At 60.6% G+C, this 18,213-nt stretch carries 20 protein-coding genes; 13 read left to right on the top strand and 7 right to left on the bottom strand.

The features are described from left to right. Nucleotide 1: 1 nt before the first annotated feature. Nucleotides 2–193 carry a hypothetical protein gene (locus IE093_RS01690; protein WP_189465462.1) on the bottom strand — a complete coding sequence of 64 codons (192 nt, stop codon included), beginning with the start codon at nt 191–193 and terminating at the stop codon, nt 2–4. Nucleotides 194–334: 141 nt separating this feature from the next. Between IE093_RS01690 and ygfZ the strand changes: the two genes are divergently transcribed. Continuing rightward, nucleotides 335–1,372 (top strand): CAF17-like 4Fe-4S cluster assembly/insertion protein YgfZ, encoded by a 1,038-nt coding sequence (gene ygfZ, locus IE093_RS01695; protein WP_189465465.1) that lies wholly within the window; start codon nt 335–337, stop codon nt 1,370–1,372. Here ygfZ and IE093_RS01700 read toward each other — a convergent pair. The 3 genes from IE093_RS01700 to IE093_RS01710 form a co-directional block, all read right to left on the bottom strand. After that, nucleotides 1,369–2,145 carry a TatD family hydrolase gene (locus tag IE093_RS01700; protein ID WP_189465468.1) on the bottom strand — a complete coding sequence of 259 codons (777 nt, stop codon included), beginning with the start codon at nt 2,143–2,145 and terminating at the stop codon, nt 1,369–1,371. The two genes, ygfZ and IE093_RS01700, sit on opposite strands and share 4 nt — an antisense overlap. A gap of 211 nt (nt 2,146–2,356) precedes the next feature. Next, nucleotides 2,357–3,946, bottom strand: a complete 1,590-nt coding sequence (locus tag IE093_RS01705) for a peptide chain release factor 3 (protein WP_189465470.1) — start codon at nt 3,944–3,946, stop codon at nt 2,357–2,359. A 131-nt stretch (nt 3,947–4,077) separates the two neighbouring features. Continuing rightward, entirely contained in the window at nt 4,078–4,341 is a 264-nt protein-coding gene (locus IE093_RS01710) for a hypothetical protein (RefSeq protein ID WP_189465473.1), read from the bottom strand. 134 nt (nt 4,342–4,475) lie between these two features. On the opposite strand from IE093_RS01710, the gene IE093_RS01715 reads away from it, so the two are divergent. Both IE093_RS01715 and IE093_RS01720 read left to right on the top strand, forming a co-directional pair. After that, complete coding sequence (locus IE093_RS01715; protein ID WP_189465475.1) at nt 4,476–5,750, top strand: ATP-binding protein; 1,275 nt, start codon at nt 4,476–4,478, stop codon at nt 5,748–5,750. Between the two features lie 7 nt (nt 5,751–5,757). After that, on the top strand, nt 5,758–6,294 hold the full coding sequence (locus tag IE093_RS01720) for a response regulator transcription factor (RefSeq protein WP_189465477.1): 537 nt from the start codon (nt 5,758–5,760) through the stop codon (nt 6,292–6,294). A gap of 189 nt (nt 6,295–6,483) precedes the next feature. Here IE093_RS01720 and IE093_RS01725 read toward each other — a convergent pair whose 3' ends face one another. Together IE093_RS01725 and hybE are read right to left on the bottom strand one after the other, a co-directional pair. Beyond that, entirely contained in the window at nt 6,484–7,260 is a 777-nt protein-coding gene (locus IE093_RS01725; RefSeq protein ID WP_189465480.1) for a 3-hydroxybutyrate dehydrogenase, read from the bottom strand. Nucleotides 7,261–7,325: 65 nt separating this feature from the next. After that, nucleotides 7,326–7,784, bottom strand: a complete 459-nt coding sequence (hybE, locus tag IE093_RS01730; protein ID WP_189465483.1) for a [NiFe]-hydrogenase assembly chaperone HybE — start codon at nt 7,782–7,784, stop codon at nt 7,326–7,328. A 123-nt stretch (nt 7,785–7,907) separates the two neighbouring features. Between hybE and IE093_RS01735 the strand changes: the two genes are divergently transcribed. The 4 genes from IE093_RS01735 (at nt 7,908) to IE093_RS01750 (ending at nt 10,154) form a co-directional block, all read left to right on the top strand. Then, a complete protein-coding gene (locus IE093_RS01735) occupies nt 7,908–8,720 on the top strand; it encodes an inositol monophosphatase family protein (protein ID WP_189465485.1) in 813 nt (270 codons plus the stop codon). Between the two features lie 123 nt (nt 8,721–8,843). Then, nucleotides 8,844–9,119: a GrxA family glutaredoxin gene (locus IE093_RS01740; protein ID WP_189465488.1), complete on the top strand. Its 276-nt coding sequence runs from the start codon at nt 8,844–8,846 to the stop codon at nt 9,117–9,119. Between the two features lie 42 nt (nt 9,120–9,161). Then, on the top strand, nt 9,162–9,302 hold the full coding sequence (locus tag IE093_RS01745; protein ID WP_189465492.1) for a hypothetical protein: 141 nt from the start codon (nt 9,162–9,164) through the stop codon (nt 9,300–9,302). Between the two features lie 84 nt (nt 9,303–9,386). After that, a complete protein-coding gene (locus IE093_RS01750) occupies nt 9,387–10,154 on the top strand; it encodes a VOC family protein (RefSeq protein WP_189465494.1) in 768 nt (255 codons plus the stop codon). Nucleotides 10,155–10,172: 18 nt separating this feature from the next. Here the strand turns inward: IE093_RS01750 and IE093_RS01755 are convergent, their stop codons facing one another. Beyond that, complete coding sequence (locus tag IE093_RS01755; protein ID WP_229803156.1) at nt 10,173–11,336, bottom strand: MFS transporter; 1,164 nt, start codon at nt 11,334–11,336, stop codon at nt 10,173–10,175. Nucleotides 11,337–11,868: 532 nt separating this feature from the next. Here IE093_RS01755 and IE093_RS01760 point away from each other — a divergent pair. From IE093_RS01760 to IE093_RS01785, 6 genes are all read left to right on the top strand, one after another. Then, on the top strand, nt 11,869–13,818 hold the full coding sequence (locus IE093_RS01760) for an acetoacetate--CoA ligase (RefSeq protein WP_189465497.1): 1,950 nt from the start codon (nt 11,869–11,871) through the stop codon (nt 13,816–13,818). A gap of 99 nt (nt 13,819–13,917) precedes the next feature. Next, nucleotides 13,918–14,790, top strand: coding sequence for an acyltransferase (locus IE093_RS01765; protein ID WP_189465500.1), 873 nt, complete (start codon nt 13,918–13,920; stop codon nt 14,788–14,790). Further along, nucleotides 14,790–15,659, top strand: a complete 870-nt coding sequence (locus tag IE093_RS01770; protein ID WP_229803158.1) for a M23 family metallopeptidase — start codon at nt 14,790–14,792, stop codon at nt 15,657–15,659. Before IE093_RS01765 ends, IE093_RS01770 begins: the two co-directional genes overlap by 1 nt. Nucleotides 15,660–15,762: 103 nt before the next feature. Continuing rightward, nucleotides 15,763–16,917, top strand: a complete 1,155-nt coding sequence (locus IE093_RS01775; protein ID WP_189465502.1) for a glycosyltransferase family 4 protein — start codon at nt 15,763–15,765, stop codon at nt 16,915–16,917. Beyond that, on the top strand, nt 16,889–17,437 hold the full coding sequence (locus tag IE093_RS01780; RefSeq protein WP_189465505.1) for a phosphatase PAP2 family protein: 549 nt from the start codon (nt 16,889–16,891) through the stop codon (nt 17,435–17,437). Before IE093_RS01775 ends, IE093_RS01780 begins: the two co-directional genes overlap by 29 nt. A gap of 39 nt (nt 17,438–17,476) precedes the next feature. Then, nucleotides 17,477–18,103: an alpha-ketoglutarate-dependent dioxygenase AlkB family protein gene (locus IE093_RS01785; RefSeq protein ID WP_189465508.1), complete on the top strand. Its 627-nt coding sequence runs from the start codon at nt 17,477–17,479 to the stop codon at nt 18,101–18,103. The last annotated feature ends 110 nt before the right edge of the window (nt 18,104–18,213 follow it).

Consider the following 18,213-nt stretch of genomic DNA (forward strand, 5'->3'; position numbering starts at 1 on the left):
GTCAGCGTACCTTGACGCCGAGTGCTTCGACGGTCTCTATCAACAGTTCGCGACGTACCCGCCCTTCCACTTCGGCTCCATGACGCCCGACCTCGGCACTCTCGACCCCATCAAGCATCATCAATGCCGTGGTGATGCGATTGATCAATTCAGCATCGTCGACGCCTTCGAAGCTGAGGGAAATATGGGCCATGGTCGACTCCTGTATAGCGGCATGAACTCATGGTTCAGTCTATCATGCGTCCGCCACCCTGGGTTGGCCTTGAATCATCGTGCCTAACCCCCATGCACTATGGTGTAATGGTGTCATGCCCGATGCGAGATGGAGTTTCGTATGACCGACTGGAATGCCCTGGTGGGCGCCACTCCCCTTGATGAGAGACGGGTAGGATTCGACACGCCCGACCAAGCCCGCAAGGCTCTGGACACTAGTGTGCGAACGCCTCTGGCCCACTTGGGGATTCTGGAAATCAGCGGTGCCGATGCCGAGCGTTTCCTGCAAGGTCAGGCCAGTGCCCAACTCAGCCTGGCATCATCGGGTTTCGCCCCCTTGACCTGCTTTTGCACCCCCAAGGGGCGCATGCTGGCCAATGCACAAGTGGTGCGCGTGGAAGACCAGCGTTTCTGGCTGATTCCCGAATACAGTCTGTTGTCTCCCCTGAAAGAACACCTCGACAAGTTCGCCGCCTTTTACAAGGCTGACATGCGAGTGCGTGACGATCTGGTCATGCTTGGCTTGATCGGCAACGAGGCGCCGGCACTGCTGGAGGCCAAACTTGATATCGAGCCTCCCGCTGTCTGGCATCATGCCCGTCAAGGCGAGCGACATGCGCTGCGCCACCCTGGCCCGCGCCCACGACTGTTGCTGATCGTCCCGGAGCAGGATGTCGGCAATGTGTGGGAATTGCTGGCCCCGCATACCACGCCAGTGGGCAATGCCGTTTGGTGTCTACATGACATTCAGGCCGGCATGGCCTGGATGCGCGATGTCCACCGCGATACCTATCTGCCACAGATGATCAATTGGGAAGCGTTGGGTGGCATCAGCTTCAAGAAGGGCTGTTATACCGGGCAGGAAGTCGTGGCACGCGCGCACTTCCGCGGCCAGGTCAAGAAGCGTCTGATACGCGCCCAACTCGAAGGAGCCGAGTTGCCCGAACCGGGCGACGCGGTGGAGGATAGCGAAGGCAAGCCGCATGGAGAGGTTTTCTGCGCCGAGCTCGATGCCTACGGCCAGGCGGAAATCCTGGCGGTGATGACGACCAAGGAAGTACCGGGCCCGCTTTCAGTGGCCGGTCAACGACTCAAACCACTCAAACTACCCTATGCTGTGGAACGCCTGGATCCGGAAAGCCTGGTACAAAAGACCTAGCCCGTGATGGTATCGGGAAGCCCGAACAGCCTGCGCGCATTAGCGGTACTATTCTCGACCACAGTGTCGAACGGTTGGCCACGTAGCGTGGCCACGACCTCGCAAACCTCAGTCACCCTGGCTGGCTCATTGCGCATCCCTCGATAACGCGCAAGGGGCATGTCCGGACTATCGGTTTCCAGCACGTAACCGTCATCCGACAGGCTTGCCACGGCCCGCCGCAGTCGCTGAGCTCGCTCATGAGTGACCGCGCCTCCCAGGCCCACCACGAACCCCAGATCGATGAAACGTCTGGCCTGTTCCTTGCTGCCAGCGAAGGCATGGATCAGCCCGCCGGCGGGCAGGTCGAGTTGGCGCAGGCGCTTGGCTACCTCGTCGTTGGCCCGCACGCAGTGAATCACTGCTGGCAGACGCCGTGACTTGGCCAATCGCAACTGGTCGTCGAAGAGTGCCCACTGAGCGTCGAGCGTCTCATTGAAACGCGCATCGATGCCACATTCCCCGACTGCCACCAGGTGGGGATTTTCCTTGAGGACATACGCCAAGGCATCGACGTCGTCATCCGCATGCTCGGTCATGAAGTAAGGGTGCAGCCCTAGACATGCACTGATGTCGGCTCGCTCGGCCAACGCCAGCACCGCCGGCCAGCGCTGCCGAGTGGTTCCCGGTACCACGAAGTGTCCGACGCCGGCCGCTCTTGCTCGTTCGAGCATCGCCTCTCGGTCGGCGTCGAAGTCAGGAAAATCCAGATGGCAATGGGCGTCGATGAGCATTCCAACCCCTTCGCAGCAGCAAGAGAATTGCGGCTGACTTGCCGCGTGAAACGCTCACACGCTGTGAACCCATCCTTGGGCGCTCCCTTTTTCATCCATGAAAAAGGAGGTTCGCTTGTTCACGCGTCAAGCGCCGCATCTGGCACCACTGCCAAACAGTATGGTTGCCCTTCCAGCTTCAAGCTTATGGCTTCAAGCTCCCTGCAGGGGGTCAGTGCTCCCTAGTCGCCGCGAAGCGAATCTCCGGCCAGCGCTCCTGGGTCATCTGCAGATTGACCCGGGTCGGCGCGATATAGGTCAGGTAACCGCCGCCGTCTAGTGCCACGTTGGTGCTGGCCTTGCGCTTGAATTCCTCGAGTTTCTTGGCGTCGTCGCAGTAGATCCAACGTGCAGTATGGACATTCACGGCCTCGTAGACGCAGTCAACCTTGTACTCCTCCTTGAGTCGATGAGCCACCACGTCGAACTGTAGGGCACCCACCGCGCCGAGGATCAGGTCGTTGTTGTCCAGCGGCATGAAGACCTGTGTCGCGCCTTCCTCGGAGAGCTGCTGCAGTCCCTTCTGCAACGCCTTCATCTTCAATGGATCCTTCAAGCGCACACGCTTGAAGAGTTCCGGGGCGAAATGCGGGATACCGGTGAAGCGCATGTCCTCGCCCAGGGTGAAGGTGTCGCCAATCTGGATGGTGCCATGGTTATGCAGGCCGATGATGTCGCCTGGCCAGGCTTCTTCCACGTGGGTGCGGTCCGAGGCCATGAAGGTCAGGGCATCGGCGATCTTGACGTCCTTCTTGATCCGCACGTGACGCATCTTCATGTTCTTCTCGTACTTGCCCGAACAGACCCGTAGGAAGGCGATGCGATCGCGGTGGTTGGGGTCCATGTTGGCCTGGATCTTGAAGACGAAGCCGCTGAAACGCTCGTCGTTGGCCCCCACTTCCCGGACATCGGTCTCGCGTGGCTGGGGTGCCGGGGCGTATTCGACGAAACCGTCAAGCATCTCGCGCACACCGAAGTTGCCCAAGGCGGTACCGAAATAGACCGGAGTCAATTCGCCGCGCCGGTAGGCCTCGAGATCGAAGGCATGCGAAGCTCCGCGTACCAGATCCACCTCCATGCGCAGCTCCTCGGCTTGGTCGGCCCCCAACACTTCGTCCACCTCGGGGTTGTCGAGCCCTTCGATACGCTTGTCTTCGGGGATGCGGTCGCCCTGGCCCTGGGTGTAGAGGTGAATGACATCGTTGTAGAGGTGATAAACGCCCTTGAAGTGACGCCCCATCCCGATCGGCCAAGTCATCGGCGCGCACTGGATGTCGAGTACCGTCTCGACCTCGTCCATGACTTCAATGGGATCACGAGTATCGCGATCCAGCTTGTTGATGAAGGTCAGGATCGGCGTGGTCCGTAGTCGGCAGACATTCATTAGCTTGATGGTGCGTTCCTCGACGCCCTTGGCGGCATCGATGACCATCAGCGCCGAATCGACAGCGGTGAGCGTGCGGTAGGTATCCTCGGAGAAGTCGGCATGCCCCGGCGTGTCGAGCAGGTTGACGATGCGCCCCTTGTAAGGGAACTGCATCACCGAGGTAGTGACAGAGATCCCGCGCTCCTGCTCCATCTTCATCCAATCGGAGGTAGCATGGCGATCGGCACGCTTGCTCTTGACCGACCCCGCCAACTGGATGGCGTTACCGAACAACAGCATCTTCTCGGTGATGGTGGTCTTGCCCGCATCGGGGTGCGAAATGATGGCAAAGGTTCTTCTGAGCCCGACTTCCCGGGCCAACGGTGACTCTGACATGTAGGGTGTTCACGACGTCTGCAGCGGCCGATGGCCGGATGAAAAACATCCATTGGCCGCAAATGGGTTGAAGTGGCAGCAATTCTACGGCTTTGAGCGGGTGTCGTGTAGGCCCCGAGCGATGGAAAACATCAGCGCTCGCGTCGATAGAGAACGCCATCCTTCTCCAGTTCCACGACGTAAGCAAAGGATTCCATGACTCCGTTGAGGTCACCCGGCTCGCCATGGCTTCCGTCCAGCAGCGACTCGGGAATCACCTTCACTCCGGTTCCGGTCACATACTGGATACGGGCAGGATAATGCGTGCCGTCATGATCGATAACGATATGCTCTCCCGCAATGCAATGCCTGAGCTTGTCGAAGAACACCTCATCGCTCACCGTTTCCGTACGCATGGTAACCCCCCATCCGTCGCCAGTGGTTATATCGAGTCTAGGACCGCCCCTCGGGATCGGCAACCAAAGGGCCGTGGAGCTGAGCATCGAGAACGCATCGGGTATCATGATGGACAACAGATTATGGAGTAACCATGCATCCAGCCCTGCCCCTGCCATTGTCGACACCCAATCGCAATCTGGTGCGCCTGACGATCGTACGCGGCATCACCTGGACCGGCTTTCTCGCCGCCATCATCTTTGGCATCGAGGTCCTCGGTTTCCAGTTGCGCGTACTACCGGTAATCAGCGTGATCGTTGCCATGGGGCTGGTCAACGTGACCACCTGGTGGCGTCTGGGTCGGCCTCGTGCCGTCACGGATACCGAATACTTGCTGCACCTTCTCGCCGATATCGCCGGGCTGACGCTGCTGTTCTACTACACAGGGGGCTCCACCAACCCTTTCATCACCTATTATCTGGTGCCGGTGACCATCGCCGCCGCCACCCTGCCTTGGCTGTATGCCTGGATCATCGCCAGTGCCGCCATGGCCGGCTATACCTTCCTGATGCTGCTCTACGAGCCAGTGCCACAACTAAGCCATGGAGTGCTCGTCGGCTCCATCAGTCTGCACGTACTGGGCATGTGGCTGAATTTCGGTCTGTCGGCGGGACTGGTGACCTTCTTCATATACAAAATGGCGCATGCCCTACGACGGCGCGACCAGACGCTGTCACGCACCCGCGAGACCGCCTTGCGCAACGAACAGGTTCTGGCCGTCGCAACCCAAGCCGCGGGTACCGCTCACGAGTTGGGCACCCCACTTTCCACCATGGCGGTGTTGCTCAAGGAAATGCGCCGAGATGCCACCGGGGATTCGCCTTTGCGTGAGGATATCGACCTCCTGCGCGCCCAGGTCGATATCTGCAAATCCCGCCTGCAACACCTGGTCGCCAATGCCGATCGACGGCGTTTGGCAGAACCCGAGATCAAGACCGCCGAAACGTGGCTCGGTGAAGTGATACAACGCTGGCTGGTGCTGCGCCCGGATGTCAGCCATCGTTTCGATATCGCCGAACGCCGGGGGATGCCTTGCCTCGCCGTGGACGCCACCTTGGATCAGGCATTGATGAACCTGCTCAACAATGCCGCCGACGCCAATCCGGAAAATATCGTCATCAACCTGGATTGGGATGCCGAACTGGTCATCATTGATATTCGCGACCATGGACCGGGCGTGGCCATGTCGATCGCCGACCAACTCGGCGATACCTTCGTTTCCACCAAGACCAAGGGCATGGGTATCGGACTGTTCCTGACCCATGCCACCATCAACCGTTTCGGCGGTGGCGTCAGCCTCTACAATCATGAGGAAGGGGGCACCCTGACCGAAGTGAAACTGCCGCGGCACGATGCCAATCGGAGTTGAAACCACCATGCAAGACAACCAACGCCTACTGATTGTCGACGACGACGAAATGTTCTGTCATGTCATGCAACGCGCCATGATGAGGCGTGGCTTCGAGGTCATGGTCGCGGTCAATGCCGAGGAAGCCCTGATGCTGGCCCGTCAGACCCCTCCCGCCATTGCGACTCTCGACCTCAAGCTCGAACACAGCTCGGGGCTCAAGTTGCTGCCTGAGTTGCTGGCCGTCGCTCCCGACTGCCGGGTAGTCGTCTTGACTGGTTATTCGAGCATCGCCACCGCTGTGGAAGCCATCAAGCTCGGCGCTGTCAACTATCTGTGCAAGCCCGCCGATGCCGACGAAATCCTCGCCGCGCTCGACAGGCAGGCCGGCGACCCCGACACCGAAGTCGCCGACAACCCGCCGTCGATCAATCGCGTAACCTGGGAGCATATCCAGAAGGTGCTGCAGGAACACGACGGCAATATCTCCGCCACCGCGCGTGCGCTGGGTATGCACCGCCGCACCCTGCAACGCAAGCTGCAGAAGCGGCCGGTGAGGCGCTGACTTCGGGCTTCGGGCTTCGGGCTTCGGGCTTCGGGCTTCGGGCTTCGGGCTTCGGGCTTCGGGCTTCGGGCTTCGGGCTTCGGGCTTCGGGCTTCGGGCTTCGGGCTTCGGGCAGCAGTGTTCTTATCTTCCGACATGCAATCAACTGCCCGCAGCTCGTCACCCGTGGCTCGTTTCCAGCGCGCAGCGCTACTGTGCCGTCCAGCCCAGATCGATATTCCAACTCGAGCCGGTTACCGCCCCAGCCGCGTCCGAGGCCAGATAGCCAGCCAACGAGGCCACTTCCGAAGGATCGATCAGGCGTTTGATGGCGGCATTCTTGAGCATGATCTGTTCGATCACGTCCTGCTCTTTCATGCCATGCATGCGAGCCTGGTCGGCGATCTGGTTGTCGACCAGTGGCGTTTTCACGTAAGCGGGGCAGATCGCATTGACGGTAATGCCATGGGCACCGCCTTCCAGCGCTGCCGTCTTGGTCAGCCCGATCATGCCGTGCTTGGCGCTGATATAAGCAGCCTTGCCAGGAGACGCCACCTGCGCATGCACCGACGCAATATTGACGATGCGCCCCCAACCGGCCTTGCGCATATGCGGCCAAGCCGCTTGAGTCAGCAAAAACGGCGCGGTCAGCATCAGGTCAAGAATCTGGCGCCACTTGTCCTCGGGAAACTCCTCGATGTTCGCCACATGCTGGATCCCGGCATTGTTGACCAGGATATCGAGATGTCCGAAGCGCTTGACCGCCTCGGCCACCGCGGCTCGACAAGCATCGGCCTCGGTCAGGTCGGCCTGAAAGAAAGCCGCTCCCGCGGCATCGGCCTTGGCCTCGCCGGCCGCGTTGAAATCCACCGCCAGCACTTGATGTCCCTGCTGGCAGAAATGCTTGACCACGGCCTCACCGATACCGCTGGTGGTTCCCGTCACCAAGGCCACGCGGGGCGTGGCCGGTTGAGATGTGGGGCTCATCGTTCGCTCCTGAAAATCACAGTGCTCGGTGAAACATCAGCATAAGCCCATGGAGGGGACCGACGCTACCGAGCGGACGGTGCCTTCCCTTGCGAATCGTCAACGGCAGGCGTCATGACCCGATCCAGTAGCTGCTGCGCCAGCCGATTGGCTTCCTGCAACGTCTCCAGATCGCGCAGATCGTCGAGCAGCGGACACCGCCACAGCCATACCCGGTCATCCACCCGCTCGGCCTGGAAGGGATAGCGACCTCCCGGCAACTCGATCACGCGCCGCTCCCCCTCGCTGGGCATTGTTTCTCCCTCGGGCGGCACGATGGCCAGCGAAAGCGAAATCGGTGTCAACAGCGTTCCGACCAGTGCTCCCGTGGCTTCGCTGCCGGGTAGGGGCTGGAAACACAGGGCATCCACGGTCAAGCAAGGATTGCGCTGCGGAGACTGCTCCATCGTCCGGGCATGACGGTGCTCATAGCAACGCGCCAGATGTTGCAGGCGAGCGTATTGTTCGACACCGAGAGCCTGCATGAGATCGTCTCCAAACATATCATCGGGGCATCCAGTATAGAGAGGATCCGCCTGCCATGGACAGATGCTGTTAGACTGGAAGTCAGCCCCATTCTCAATCGTCAACCCCTACAAGGAGAGCCCATGTCACTCGCCGATCGTCTCGAAGAGGCCGTCGACATCGCTCACCGAGCAGGTCGCACCATTCGCGAAGCCCGTGCCAACCAGGATTTCCAGCAGCACTACAAGAAAGGCAGCGAACTGGTTACCGACACCGACGTAGCCGTGGATACCCTGATTGCCGAGTCGCTCGAGCAACGATTCCCCGGCGAGCCACGTCTGACCGAGGAACTAACGCCGGACCGTGACGACTTCGACCTTCACGACACTCTTTGGGTGGTCGACCCCATCGATGGCACCGTCAACTTCGCCCATGGCTTGCCGCATGTGGCAGTGTCCATCGCCTGGGTGAAAAACGGCCACACGGAACTCGGTGTCGTCCACGCCCCCTTTCTCAACGAGACGTTCACCGCCTTGCGTGGCTCGGGGGCTTATCGCAATGGTGAGCGTATCCGTGCCAGCCGCGCCACCAGCCTGGCTCGCAGTCTGGTGGCCACCGGCTTTCCCTACAATCGCGATAGCCGTCCCCCTCTGCTGCGTCGCGTGTCCGCGGTTTTAATGCACTGCCAGGATATCCGCCGCAACGGCGCCGCCGCACTGGACTTGTGCGATGTCGCCTGCGGTCGACTGGACGCCTATTACGAAAGCGTCTCACCTTGGGACTTCGCCGCCGGCTTGCTGATCGCCCGCGAGGCAGGCGCGCGAACGGGCCACCTCTACCCCTGTCCCAGCGGAATCCCAGAGGATCTCTATGGCGAGAACATCATCGTCACCGCGCCGGACATTCACGGCGAACTCACGGAACTGCTGCAACGCGCCGATGAAGACCGGCTATAGCAGCACGCAATGGAAGGTTTAGTCAGCGCCTATTGGCAAACGGGCCGGCACCGGGAAACAATGGCGCCCAATGCTTATTCATTTCAGACATTCATCATTTTGCTTTGCAAAGGAGAACGCTTCATGTTCGTCGTGATCTTCGGTCGCCCTGGTTGCCCTTTCTGTGTCCGCGCCAAGGAACTCGCCGACAAGCTGAGCGATACCGGAGCCATTTCCGGCTACCGCTATGTCGACATCCATGAGGAGGGCATCACCAAGGCCGACATGGAGAAGACCATCGGCAAGCCGGTCGAAACCGTCCCTCAGATCTTCGTCGACCAGACACATATCGGCGGCTTTACCGAGTTCGACCGCTATGTGCGTGATAACGAATTGATGCCCGAAGGGGCTACCCAGTAAAGAAGCCCATGAATGTCGATGCCGCCCTCTCAGGCGGCATCGATGTTTCTATCCCTGACTTCGATCAACAAAGTGGTCGTAGAGGCGACACTACTGTGTCTCGAAGCCTTGGTGTTCACCGCCGACGAGGAAGCCGAGATTGCAACGGCCAGCCAGCCTCTGTTGGATACCCTCTCGCCGTAACGTCGCCCTGGCGTTGAAAGCCCCGTCGGGGCTTACTCCTATACTTTCCGGTAATCACACAGGGCGCAGCGGAGAGGGTGTCACATGCAACGGCAAGAGTTTCTGCAACAGCTGTGGCTCGACTATATCCACCAACATCCGGAGCTCGGGGCGCTACGCCTGTGGCCTCTCGACAGCACACCGGAATATCTGGCACTGCTGACGCTCAATCATGGCCCCTTTGCCGCCGATGCATTGGTTCCAAACTTGTTGCATTTCGGTTATCGCAGCGTCGACCGCTACGCCATGGCCGATCGCGGATTGCTGGTAACCCTGCTGGCCGCTCCCGACGACGGCGCCTGGCTGGTGCTGGGGGAATTGCAACTCGGCACCCTGACTCGCCAGCCACGGGATTATCTCGAAGCGTTGGTAAGCCAGAGTCCACGAGAGAATCGTCACGGGCAGAACCTGTTGACACGCGGCCGCCCTTGGCCTATGCCCGACTGGGCCAGTTTCGAACAGCTACGCAAAGCCCATCCGCTGGCAGCCTGGCTATCGGTCATGGGTCCTAGGCTGCATCACGCCGGCTTCGACTGCGAGCGCCTTGACAGCGATCTGGTCACTCTCGATCAGCAGATGCAGCAAGCAGGCCTGAGCGGCAACGCTGACCGGCATCATGGAGTGTTTCCCGTTTCTCCCCTGCTCAACTATCGCTTCTACCCAACTTGCTCGCAACGGCTGCCCTTCGCTGGCGGCGACGAGCACCGCATTTCCCTCGGTGGCCTAGCCCTGGTGCAAAAGTGTCTGCCAGGCAACCATGAGCGTGCGGCTGAGTTGTTGTTGCCGCAACATACTCGCTGCGAAATCGTTTAGGTCGTTTCGCGGCCCTCCTCAGCGGGTGTCCGCGTATTCATATCTGGCTTGCAGGACAGGCTCATCGTCGAAGGGTTCAAGCTCCAGCTCCAACTCATACTGCTGAGGTTCGTAGCGGGGATCGAGCTCGCTGATGTAGTGCGGTGTCTCCATGACCGGCACCGCCACGTAGGGCTCCTGCTCCACCTCTGACAGCACCTGCCGATCACGCAGGCGTATCAGCACGAAGAGCGCCAGGATCAAGGCCACCGCCCCCAGGAAAAACCACAGGCCATCGGGGCCAGCCACCTGCATCACCAGCGATGCGCTGAAAGGGCCGATGACCGAACCGACGCCATACCAGATCATCAGCTTGGCATTGGCCGCGACGATCTCCGCCTGCTCCAGCCAGTCATTGGTATGCGCCAGGCTCAGTGAATACAACGTGTGCAACATGGCCGTATGGAAACAGGCCACCAGCAGCAGCATGATGAAACTGACCCGTGCCGCGACCGAGATGAAAGCCCCAGCGATGGCCATGACCACCGCCATGCACAGAATGACCTTGCGCCGGTCGAATCGGTCCGAGATACGCCCCAGCGTCCACTGCGCGAACAATGCCACCAGCGTGGTCACAGCCATGAACTGGGCGGTCTGCGCGGTGCTCAGACCAATCTCCTGGCCATAGAAAGGTGTCATCGCGAAGAAGGCCTGCACCATCAAACCGGCAACGAAGGCCCCCACTAGACCGATCGGGACGCGATTGTAAAGCGCACGTAGCTTGATCTTCCGAGGCTGGACGTCACTGGCACGGCTCGGCCCATGAATGCGGTGAATGGAAAGTGGCACCAAGGACAGCGCGAACAGCATACCGGCAACCGAAAACAGTACCGAGGTCGATGGGTCCGCGACATTCAACATCCATTGGCCACCGGCCAGGGACGTGGTCGAGATCACCATGTACCAGCCCAGCACCCGACCACGATTCTCGTTGGTCGACTCTCCCGACACCCACGACTCCATGACCATCAGCAACCCCGCCGTTGCCAATCCGCCGAACAACCGCCATGCCAACCAGGCCCAAGGATTCACCCACAGGCCATGCAACATCGCCGTGACAGCCAACAAGGCGGCACACGCCGCGAAGACACGGATATGTCCAACCGCACGAATCCGCTTCTCGAGCCAGTAACTGCCGACCACGAAACCCAGAGAAAACTCGACATCAGCAGACCTGCCATCTGCGACGGAAATCCCTCCAGTGACATGCGCACGCCAAGTAGCGTCATGATCAGGCCATGGCCAAGCAGAAAGCAGATTTCACACAAGAAAAGGATCGGCAAGGTAGCCGGCAATTTACGCACTGGTGCCTCCATCCTAGCCCTGACGGGGCGAGGTGCATCGGATTTTGGGAGCGAAACGATATTGGCCACATGGGATCAAAACAGACGTCGCGCATTTTACTTTGCCAGCCAGACCCATCCAAGCAAGACGGAAAAGGGGACTTATTCACAGTTTCTGTGGATAACGTTGTGCAAAGCCGCTGTACATCGCTACCGATCCGCGACCTTGTCAGGGATCGCTACACAATGATCAGTTTTTCGTCACACGCGGCGCTCTCACCATTTAGTCTTAAATGAAACGATTTGTGCGTCGCAACAGCTTTGCATCCCCAACAAAGGCTGGCAGGCTATGAGCTGAACCATTCACCACAAGAAGAAAGGGAGGGGCGTCAATGACCACCCCGTTATGGCAGCCGGCCCAGGCCACCATTAATGCCACGCAAATGGCCGCCCTGATGCGGCACATCAATCGCGATCAGTCGATCAACCTTCGCGACTACACCGATTTGCATGCCTGGAGTGTCGAGAATCTGGAGGCATTCTGGTCTCTACTATGGAACGAGGTCGGCGTCATCGCCGAGGCCAAGGGCGAAACTGTACTCGAGCGCCCCGATGCCATGCCCGGCGCACGCTGGTTCCCCGAAGCTCGCCTGAACTTTGCCGAGAACCTGCTCAAGCGTCGCGACGCCCATCCGGCCCTGGTGGTCACCGACGAGCGCCGCCGACGCAAGGTGATCAGTTATGCCGAGCTTTACCAACAGGTCGCCAGGCTCTCCCACTCACTGCAGCAAAGCGGCGTCACCGCCGGCGACCGGGTTGCGGGGTTCGTACCCAATAGCGAGCATGCGGTGATCGGCATGCTCGCCAGCGCCAGTATCGGTGCCGTCTGGTCATCGTGCTCCCCGGACTTCGGCTTCCACGGCGTGCTCGACCGTTTCGGTCAGATCCAACCCAAGGTACTGATCGCCACCGATGGCTATACCTGGAATGGCAAGCCGATCGACACCCGCGAGCGCGTGGCCCAGATCAGCGAGGCCATCGACTCGCTCGAGGCGGTGGTGGTCTTCCCCTTCCTCAACGATGAAGCCGATACCCGCGGTATCGACAAGGCCGTGACGTGGAACGACTACCTGGCCAACCCCGCCGAGGAAGTGACCTTCGAGCCCCAGCCCTTCGATCATCCGCTGTATATTCTCTATTCATCCGGCACCACTGGCGTGCCCAAGTGCATCGTCCACTCCGCCGGCGGCACCCTGCTCCAGCATCTCAAGGAGCTTCGCCTGCATACTGATCTCGACGAGCGGGACGTGCTGTTCTACTACACCACCTGCGGCTGGATGATGTGGAACTGGCTGGTCTCGGGGTTGGCCTGCGGCGCCAGCGTGGTGCTTTACGATGGCTCGCCCTTCGCGCCCGAACCGGCAGTGCTATGGGAAATGGCCGAACGCGAGGGGATCACGGTGTTCGGCACCAGCGCCAAGTATATCGCCGCCTGCGAGAAGGAAGGGCTGGCACCGGGCAAGCGCTTCGACTTGTCGCGGCTGCGGGCAGTGCTGTCCACCGGTTCGGCGTTGGCCCATGAATCATTTGATTATGTCTATCGCGAGATCAAGGACGACCTGCTGCTGGCCTCGATCTCCGGGGGGACCGACATCGTCTCCTGCTTCGCCCTGGGCTGTCCGATCCGCCCCGTCTATCGGGGACAACTGCAGTGTCGTGGCTTAGGCATGGCGGTGGACGTCTTCGACGCCGAGGGGCACTCGCTGCGCGGCGAGAAAGGCGAACTGGTGTGCACCAAGCCGTTCCCCTCGATGCCGATCGGGTTCTGGAACGACCCCGATGGCAAGCGTTACCGCGACGCTTACTTCGCGGCGTTCCCCGGGGTCTGGGCGCACGGCGACTATGCTGAGATCACCCCCGAGGACGGCCTGATCATCCATGGTCGTTCGGATGCCGTACTCAACCCCGGCGGGGTACGCATCGGCACCGCCGAGATCTATCGCCAGGTGGAGAAAGTCGACGGCGTGCTGGAGTCGCTGTGCATCGGCCAGGAGTGGAACGACGACATCCGGGTAGTGCTGTTCGTACGCCTCAAGGAGGGATTGACACTGGACGATGGCATGCGCGACGAGATCAAGCGTACCATCCGCGCCAACACCACGCCTCGTCACGTTCCGGCCAAGATCATTCAGGTCAGCGACATTCCACGCACTTTATCGGGCAAGATCGTCGAACTCGCCGTGCGCAACGTGATCCACGGGCGACCGGTCAAGAATGTGGACGCCTTGGCCAATCCCGAGGCACTGAAACTCTACGAGAATCTTCCCGAACTGCAGAGCTGAACCATTGCCCGGTTGCTTACTTCTGCGACTGGGCAGTCACTAATACTTCCAGTAACATTAGCACCCAGTCATCGAGGGCGTGTCATTGAAGGAGAATGCATGTCGACCCTTAAAGGGCTCGTCAGCCTGGTGCTATTGGTCATCGTCACCCTGTTCTGGGCTGTACCACTATTTGCCCTCACCTTGCTCAAACTGATCACGCCATCGCGCATGCTGCGTCGATACGTGCTCCGTGGGCTCAATCATGTGGCCTTGAACTGGATCGGGACCAACCTATGGTGGATGCGTCGCTGGCTCAAACCCAAGCTGACGATCCACGTGCCTGCCGGGCTGTCGCCGCATCAGTGGTGGTTGGTGATCTCCAACCACCGTAGCTGGACCGATATCTTCATGCTGCAGATGGCCCTGCATCGGCGTATTCCCATGCCGCGTTTCTTTCTCAAACGCGAGCTTATCTGGGTGCCCATCGTCGGGCTGGCGTGGTGGGCCCTGGAGTTTCCCTTCATGCGTCGCTACAAACGCGACCAGTTGGAACAAAACCCCGATCTGGCACGCATCGACCGCGAGGAAACCGAACGTATGTGTCAACGCGCACAGGAGATGCCGATCGCCATATACAACTTCGTCGAAGGCACACGCTTCACTCCTGCCAAGCGTGATGCCCAATGCAGCCCCTTCCGCCACTTGCTACGCCCCAAGGCCGGCGGTACCGCCCAGGTGATCAGCCTGATGGGTGAACGCCTGAGCGGCATTCTTGACGTCACACTTCGCTACGCCAATCCGGAGCCCAACTTCTGGAGATTCCTCTGCGGCCGCGAGGGGGCCATCCATTTGCATGCCAGACGCCTGGACGTTCCAGCCTGGATGCTGAAAGGCGACTACCACCGGGATCCGCACTACAAGGAACGCTTCCAGTCATGGCTCAATGCCCTATGGCGCGACAAGGATGGCGCCCTCGACTCGCTGGCTTGATGCTCCTCGTTCTACTGGCCGGCTGTGCCGCCAGCCCCTCGGAGACGCAACGCCTTCAAACCATCGCAGGTAACTGGGTCACCATCCAGCGTGGTGACACACTAGGAACCATCGCCGCCCGTGCCGACGTCCCGCTGGTGCGACTCGAGCGTTTCAATCCCCGTGTCGATGCCCGGCGCCTGGCCATCGGACAGCGCATACTCGTGCCCTCCACGCGGGAAAGGGCACCATCGGGAGGCCCCTATCGCTACCAGATCCGTCCCGGTGACACCTATTCGAGCATTGCCCGCCGCTTCGGCACCACCCCTGGCCGCATCCAGGCAGCCAACAGTCGCTTCAATCCCAACCAACTGAAAGTCGGGCAACTGATCCAGGTTCCTCTCAGCGGCGGGAACCGAACCGTGGCCAGCTCGAACCAGGGAAGCCGCAATCGCAGCAACAGTCGGCGGACGCCATCGGCCCCTTCCCGGCCCACTCCCGGACCATTGCCCGCCAGTGCCCATGACTGGCCCTGGCCACTGGACGACTACCGCATCGTACGTCAGTTCGGCACCGATTCGCGCGGCACCCTGCAACCCATGCTGTTGGCCACCAGCAACGGCAAGCAAGCCAAAGCCGTCGCCGACGGCGAGGTGCGCTTCGCCAGCAGCATGCGTCATCTCGGCCAGGTGGTCATCGTGCACCATGCCGACAATCTGCAGAGTGTCTATGCCCTATGCGACCGCCTGACCGTCGCCGATGGCGATAGCGTCAAGCGAGGAACCCCCTTGTGCCGGGTAGGCTACAGCAACGCCACCGAACGCTACGACTTGCTGTTCGACCTGCGCCGGGGCGGGAAACCGATCGATCCCCGAACGGTGCTTCGCTGATCCGACGCCCACTGTCATCGTTCGGTCATCGCTGTGACCAGTGCCTGTCATCGAATGTCGCGACACTGTCTCGAAATGACGGACGATCAAGAGACAAACGCGCATGCGTATATGCCTGGTCAGCGAGACCTGGGCGCCGGAGATCAACGGCGTCGCCCATACCCTCGGCCACATCAGTCGCGAGCTTCATCGACGGGGAGACCGGCTGCAACTGATCCGTCCACGCGCGAAGGACGGCTCCACATGCGAGATCATGGAAGAGGAACTTCAAGTCAAAGGCTTTCGGCTGCCACGTTACTCCGACGTGCAGCTCGGTCTCCCCGCTTGGCGCGCAATCGCTCGCCTATGGCAGACACGGCGCCCTGACGTCGTGTATATCGCCACCGAAGGTCCACTTGGATACTCCGCCCTGAACGTCGCCCGACGCCTCGATATACCAGTGGTCAGCGGCTTTCACACCAACTTCGACCATTATGCCGGCGACTACGGCATGCGTTGGCTCAAGACACCAGTGCTAGCGATGCTGCGACGCTTCCACAACCGCACCCAGGCCACACTGGTTCCCACCGCGGCCCAGGCCGAAACCCTGCGCTCCCAGGGGTTTGGCAACGTCCATGTCATGGGACGAGGCATCGATAGCCAACATTTCACCCCCGACAAGCGCGATCCGCAATTACGCCGGCGCTGGGGCGTCGACGAACACCAGCCAGTCGCTCTATACGTCGGCCGACTGGCCAGTGAAAAGAATCTCGACCTGCTGGTCGATACCCTGCAGGCCATGCGTGAGGCTCAACCCGACCTGGTCGCCGTTCTGGTGGGCGACGGCCCCCAACGGGCATCGCTTCAACAACGCCTCCCCGATGCCATCTTCACCGGCTTCATCGATCACGACACCCTGGCTCGGCACTATGCCAGCGCCGAGCTATTTGTCTTCCCCTCGCTCTCCGAGACTTACGGCAACGTCGTCGTCGAAGCCATGGCCAGCGGGCTAGGCGTGGTCGCCTTCGACTACGCAGCAGCCAATCAATGGATCGACAACGAGCGACACGGCGTGACCGTAGCTTGCGGTGACAGTCAGGCCTTCACCGCCGCCGCTGTCGAGCTCTGCCAGCACCCGGCCCGCTACGGCCGCCTGGGACGCGCAGCACGTGCGCGTATCCAGTCACAGCGCTGGGAGCATATCGCCGACACCTTCCTCGCCATTCTCGCCAGCGTACAGGAGCCTCTCGATGACGCCTCGCACCCCTGCCGTCTTTGAACGCCTGGACATGCTCGAATGGCATCTCTGCCAGCGGTTAGCCAGTTTCAGTATCTACCGCCCTTGGCTTGCCACCTTGCGCCTGGCCAGCCGCCTGGGTGACTGGCCGGCCTGGGTGGCCCTGATCGGGGTTCAGCCCCTACTGTACGGACGCACGGGATGGGCCTGGTCACTCCAGTTCACCGTGACGGCACTGCTGGCCATACTGGTCTATCGCCTGATCAAGACCCGCCTGTGCCGGGAACGCCCCTTCATTACCTTTCACTCCATCCCCTGCACCATGCCAGCCCGCGACCGCTACAGTTTTCCCAGTGGACATACCATGCACGCGGTCATGTTCTGCTGGTTGTGTGCTGCCACCCAACCTGAAATGCTGTTCATCGTGGTGCCGTTGAGTTTGCTGATCGCAGCATCGCGGGTTGGTCTCGGTCTGCACTACATCAGCGACGTCCTTGGTGGCGCACTGATTGGTAGCGCCTTTGCCTGGCTCAGCCTGAGGCTCTTCTCTCCGATCGCCTGATGAGTGACAACGGACACTTGTCGCTGGCAAGCTGACGCCATGCAATATCATGACGACAGCCACGGCTGGCAGACCATGCTCGACGACCCGCCGATATGGCGCTTCCTCGGGGTATTGGGTGACTCCGCAGGCATGGAGCTGTTACGCCGCCTCGATGATGAATTGAGTTGGCAGCGGCCGAGTCTGCGGCTCTACGGTCGCGACCATCCGGTCCCGCGCCAGCAAGTATGGATGGGCGACCCGAACGCCCGTTATCGCTATTCGGGCCAGGTTTTCCACCCCACGGCCTGGCACCCTGCCGTCGAAGCGCTGTGCCGACGTATCGAAGCGTTACTCGAGGAACATGGCACGCCGGCGCGTTTCAATAGCGTATTACTCAACCGTTATGCCAGTGGCGAAGAGCGATTGGGCTGGCACAGCGATGACGAGCCGGCGTTGGGGCCCGACCCGGTGATCGCGGCTGTCAGCCTCGGTGCGGAACGCCCCCTGCGCATGCGTTGGCGCGACCGGCATGCTCCGGCCTTCAATCTGTGGCTACCGCATGACAGCCTGCTGGTCATGGGACCTGGCACACAACGACACCTGCAACACGCCTTGTTGCCCAGGCGGCTACCAGGCTTGCGGATCAGCCTGACCTTTCGCTGGATTCACCCCTCCGTGCCGTGAGCACACCCCGAAGTAAAAAAACCGCTCCCCTAGGGAGAACGGTTTTCCAAGTAGCGGGTCATGATTGGCTATGGCGAAAACAAGATAACGGTATAAGCTTGCTGACGAGA

Source organism: Litchfieldella qijiaojingensis (assembly GCF_014651875.1).
Lineage (GTDB): Bacteria > Pseudomonadota > Gammaproteobacteria > Pseudomonadales > Halomonadaceae > Litchfieldella > Litchfieldella qijiaojingensis.

What these genes read in the sequence shown, in the direction of transcription:
- IE093_RS01690 (WP_189465462.1), bottom strand. Translation starts at nt 193, where the DNA reads ATGGCCCATATTTCCCTCAGCTTCGAAGGCGTCGACGATGCTGAATTG.
- ygfZ (WP_189465465.1), top strand. Translation starts at nt 335, where the DNA reads ATGACCGACTGGAATGCCCTGGTGGGCGCCACTCCCCTTGATGAGAGA.
- IE093_RS01700 (WP_189465468.1), bottom strand. Translation starts at nt 2,145, where the DNA reads ATGCTCATCGACGCCCATTGCCATCTGGATTTTCCTGACTTCGACGCC.
- IE093_RS01705 (WP_189465470.1), bottom strand. Translation starts at nt 3,946, where the DNA reads ATGTCAGAGTCACCGTTGGCCCGGGAAGTCGGGCTCAGAAGAACCTTT.
- IE093_RS01710 (WP_189465473.1), bottom strand. Translation starts at nt 4,341, where the DNA reads ATGCGTACGGAAACGGTGAGCGATGAGGTGTTCTTCGACAAGCTCAGG.
- IE093_RS01715 (WP_189465475.1), top strand. Translation starts at nt 4,476, where the DNA reads ATGCATCCAGCCCTGCCCCTGCCATTGTCGACACCCAATCGCAATCTG.
- IE093_RS01720 (WP_189465477.1), top strand. Translation starts at nt 5,758, where the DNA reads ATGCAAGACAACCAACGCCTACTGATTGTCGACGACGACGAAATGTTC.
- IE093_RS01725 (WP_189465480.1), bottom strand. Translation starts at nt 7,260, where the DNA reads ATGAGCCCCACATCTCAACCGGCCACGCCCCGCGTGGCCTTGGTGACG.
- hybE (WP_189465483.1), bottom strand. Translation starts at nt 7,784, where the DNA reads ATGCAGGCTCTCGGTGTCGAACAATACGCTCGCCTGCAACATCTGGCG.
- IE093_RS01735 (WP_189465485.1), top strand. Translation starts at nt 7,908, where the DNA reads ATGTCACTCGCCGATCGTCTCGAAGAGGCCGTCGACATCGCTCACCGA.
- IE093_RS01740 (WP_189465488.1), top strand. Translation starts at nt 8,844, where the DNA reads ATGTTCGTCGTGATCTTCGGTCGCCCTGGTTGCCCTTTCTGTGTCCGC.
- IE093_RS01745 (WP_189465492.1), top strand. Translation starts at nt 9,162, where the DNA reads ATGTTTCTATCCCTGACTTCGATCAACAAAGTGGTCGTAGAGGCGACA.
- IE093_RS01750 (WP_189465494.1), top strand. Translation starts at nt 9,387, where the DNA reads ATGCAACGGCAAGAGTTTCTGCAACAGCTGTGGCTCGACTATATCCAC.
- IE093_RS01760 (WP_189465497.1), top strand. Translation starts at nt 11,869, where the DNA reads ATGACCACCCCGTTATGGCAGCCGGCCCAGGCCACCATTAATGCCACG.
- IE093_RS01765 (WP_189465500.1), top strand. Translation starts at nt 13,918, where the DNA reads ATGTCGACCCTTAAAGGGCTCGTCAGCCTGGTGCTATTGGTCATCGTC.
- IE093_RS01770 (WP_229803158.1), top strand. Translation starts at nt 14,790, where the DNA reads ATGCTCCTCGTTCTACTGGCCGGCTGTGCCGCCAGCCCCTCGGAGACG.
- IE093_RS01775 (WP_189465502.1), top strand. Translation starts at nt 15,763, where the DNA reads ATGCGTATATGCCTGGTCAGCGAGACCTGGGCGCCGGAGATCAACGGC.
- IE093_RS01780 (WP_189465505.1), top strand. Translation starts at nt 16,889, where the DNA reads ATGACGCCTCGCACCCCTGCCGTCTTTGAACGCCTGGACATGCTCGAA.
- IE093_RS01785 (WP_189465508.1), top strand. Translation starts at nt 17,477, where the DNA reads ATGCAATATCATGACGACAGCCACGGCTGGCAGACCATGCTCGACGAC.